Annotated in this window: 4 protein-coding genes; all 4 read right to left on the reverse strand. The window is 38.3% G+C overall.

Going from position 1 to position 3019, the window contains the following annotated elements; translation table 11 throughout:
* Positions 1 to 94 precede the first annotated feature (94 nt).
* The 4 genes from ABZA26_RS11430 to ABZA26_RS11445 all read right to left on the reverse strand — a co-directional run bounded on the left by ABZA26_RS11430 (position 95) and on the right by ABZA26_RS11445 (position 3006).
* Positions 95 to 1114: a biotin-dependent carboxyltransferase family protein gene (locus ABZA26_RS11430; RefSeq protein ID WP_372714652.1), complete on the reverse strand. Its 1020-nt coding sequence runs from the start codon at positions 1112 to 1114 to the stop codon at positions 95 to 97.
* Entirely contained in the window at positions 1111 to 1851 is a 741-nt protein-coding gene (gene pxpB / locus ABZA26_RS11435; protein ID WP_372714654.1) for a 5-oxoprolinase subunit PxpB, read from the reverse strand. The genes ABZA26_RS11430 and pxpB overlap by 4 nt, the downstream gene beginning before the upstream one ends.
* Before the next feature lie 39 nt (positions 1852 to 1890).
* Positions 1891 to 2661 carry a LamB/YcsF family protein gene (locus tag ABZA26_RS11440; RefSeq protein ID WP_372714653.1) on the reverse strand — a complete coding sequence of 257 codons (771 nt, stop codon included), beginning with the start codon at positions 2659 to 2661 and terminating at the stop codon, positions 1891 to 1893.
* A gap of 222 nt (positions 2662 to 2883) precedes the next feature.
* Positions 2884 to 3006, reverse strand: coding sequence for a hypothetical protein (locus ABZA26_RS11445; protein ID WP_372714655.1), 123 nt, complete (start codon positions 3004 to 3006; stop codon positions 2884 to 2886).
* Positions 3007 to 3019: the final 13 nt, after the last annotated feature.

Consider the following 3019-nt stretch of genomic DNA (forward strand, 5'->3'; position numbering starts at 1 on the left):
TAATCTAGAATTTACTATGCATATGGTAATAAAAAGGCAGCCGACATAAGCCGGCTGCTTTTTCAATATATAAACTGTGTTTATAAAAGCTATTTTATACTTCAAAAACCTCTATATTAAAAATTTTTGAATTTATTGTAACTTTAAAAGATTTTGAATTACTGTCCTTTGACATGATAATTTCTTTTTTTATAGTTTCCATGATTTCCATGTTTTCTTTTAATATTTTCTGTCCCTCATCTACCGTAATTTCTCTAAAACTCAAGGTGTCTCCGGGTCTTGCCTGGGCCAGAAACTGAAGATCTGAGCTTATGACAGTAGCTATTTTTGTATATCCACCTGTTGTCTGACAGTCAGCCATCATAATAATTGGTTTTCCGTGGCCTGGGACCTGGATGGATCCAGGGACAATTCCGTCAGAGATAATATCCCCTCCTGCAATGTGCTCTATACTTTGGCCTTCTAATCTTATTCCCATCCTGTCACATTCGTTGGTGACAGTGTATTTTTCTGACAGGAAAGTACTTACACCTTTTGATGTAAAACAGTCATCTTGTGGACCTAATACAACTCTCAGTTCATAATGATTCCCGTATAGAGGTATATATTTTTCAGGGATTTCTTTTCTGCTGTAGACAGATTTTGATTCTTTATACTTTATGGTGTCTCCTGCTTTCAGCTGTCTGCCCTCTATACCTCCTATTTTTCCTTTTATATAGGTAGATCTGCTTCCCATGACCTCAGGGACATCTATCCCCCCTGAGAAAGAGATATATCCCCGGCATCCTATGTTCATTATGCCAAAGGAGAGTTCATCCCCGGGGTTTAATTCTACAGACTCCCATAGAGGTACAGGTTCTCCGTTTACTTTGGGAGAAGAGTCTCCGCCTGTTATAGCTACTGCACACTGGGACTGGAATTTTATTTTTGGCCCCAGCATGGTAAACTCCAGTACTGCTTCATCTTCACTGTTTCCAAGAAGCAAGTTGGAAGCTTTGTGGGAAAAGCTGTCCATGACACCTGATACAGGAACACCGAATTTCTGGTATCCGTATCTTCCGGAATCCTGAATAATGGTAAAAGGCCCAGGTGTTAGAATTTCAAAATCTTTCATCTGCACCCCTCCTTTTTTGGATATTTTTTTATCTGATAGATATTTTTTCTGACTGCATCTTCTATTTCGTTATACTGAGCCAGAGTGACAGGGACAAACTTTATATAGCACCCCTGATCCAGAAGTATAGGGGATTCCCTGTTGGCATCATAGAGATTAACCGGAGTTTTTCCTATGATCTGCCATCCTCCGGGACTGTCTGTAGGGTAGATACCGGTCTGACTTCCGGCAATTCCCACTGACCCCTTGTTTATTTTGGTTCTGGGTGTACCCAGTCTGGGAGTAGCTATTCTCTCATCCATTCCTCCGAGGTAGGGAAAGCCAGGTGTAAATCCTAGCATGTAGATGAGGTACTCCTTAGAAGAGTGTATAGCAATTACATCTTTTACTGACAGAGAGTTGTGCAAAGCCACGTTTTCTATATCAGGACCCTGATCTCCTCCGTAAAAAGTAGGTATTTCCACAATCTCAGGAAGGGGAATACTGATATTCCCCAGCTTGATTTCCAGGGATTTCATCTGCTCTAAAAGATAGGAATATGAAAGTTTCAAAGGGTCATAGTGAACCATCAGAGAACGGTAGGTAGGTGTAATTTCTTTGATGCCCTCTATATTTTCTCTTTCCACAGCGATCATCATAGATCTAACTTTTGAGTTTGTTTCTTCTGATATTTCATTTCCAAATTCTATAACAAGGGCCCGGTCCCCTGCGGTTAGGTATTTAGTTTTTTTATAAATAATAATCACTCTCCATTACTTTCTCAAAGTTTAAAAAAATTATTTTATAAAATCTGAGATGGCGGTTATTGTGATGCCCTCTTTTTCAAGTTCTTCACGGATTTTTCTTACAAAATCCAAGGCTTTTGGATTATCTCCATGGACGCATACAGAGTCAGCTTTTATGGATATTTCTTCTCCGTTTATTGCAGTTACTCTACCTGTTTTTACCATTTTTATAACTCTTGCAATAGCAAAATCAGCATCATGTATAACTGCCCCTTCTTTATTTCTAGAGACAAGAGTTCCGTCTGGATTGTACGCCCTGTCAGCAAAAACTTCGTTGGCTGTTTTTAATCCAATTTTTTTACCTGATTCTATCATCTCACTGTTGGCAAGGCCTAGAAGGATAATATCTTTATCAATGTCATAAATGGCCTGGGCTATAGCATCAGAAAATTCTTTATCCTTAGCAGCCATGTTGTACATTGCACCATGAACTTTTACATGCTGTATTTTCTCACCGTGGGAAACAGCAAAGGCCATAAGTGCTCCTAACTGATATTTCACATAATTTTTTACCTCTTCAGGTGATGCTGATATATTTCTTCTGCCAAATCCCATTAGGTCAAAAAATCCAGGGTGAGCCCCTATACCGATGTTATATTTTTTTCCCATGGCTACGGTTTTGTCCATTACCATAGGGTCTCCCCCGTGCCATCCGCAGGCTATATTTGCCGAGGAGATATATTTTAATATCTCTTCATCCATCCCTATCTGATAATTTCCAAAGCTTTCACCTAAATCGCTGTTGAGGTCAATCTTAAACATTCTATTCCCCCCTATATAAAAAATCATTCATTTTAATTATCGAACCGGTGGTCCAGTATTTATTTTCTGAATGATACCATAAAAAAATTAAGTTGTCTACAAAGTTCATTCATAATTTTTTGAATTTAATTCAGCAATTCAGATCAAATGAATTGTTTTTCAAGAGCTGAAGACATAAAATTTTTTCTGAGAATAAAAAAAAATGAAGGGATCATCCCTTCATTATCCTTTATATCCAAGTTCTCTGGAAATGTTCATTGCAGTTTCTTTAACCTTTCGGATTATTTCAGGAAATTTCTCCTCAGTAAACCTCTGGTCAGGACCGGCAGTACTCAGTGCCCCTATTACATTTTTTGTA

It is taken from the genome of Ilyobacter sp. (assembly GCF_041583315.1).
Taxonomy (GTDB): Bacteria; Fusobacteriota; Fusobacteriia; order Fusobacteriales; family Fusobacteriaceae; genus Ilyobacter.

Excerpts from the sequence above, each read along its gene's own strand:
- ABZA26_RS11430 (WP_372714652.1), bottom strand. The coding sequence starts at position 1,114 with ATGAAAGATTTTGAAATTCTAACACCTGGGCCTTTTACCATTATTCAG.
- ABZA26_RS11440 (WP_372714653.1), bottom strand. The coding sequence starts at position 2,661 with ATGTTTAAGATTGACCTCAACAGCGATTTAGGTGAAAGCTTTGGAAAT.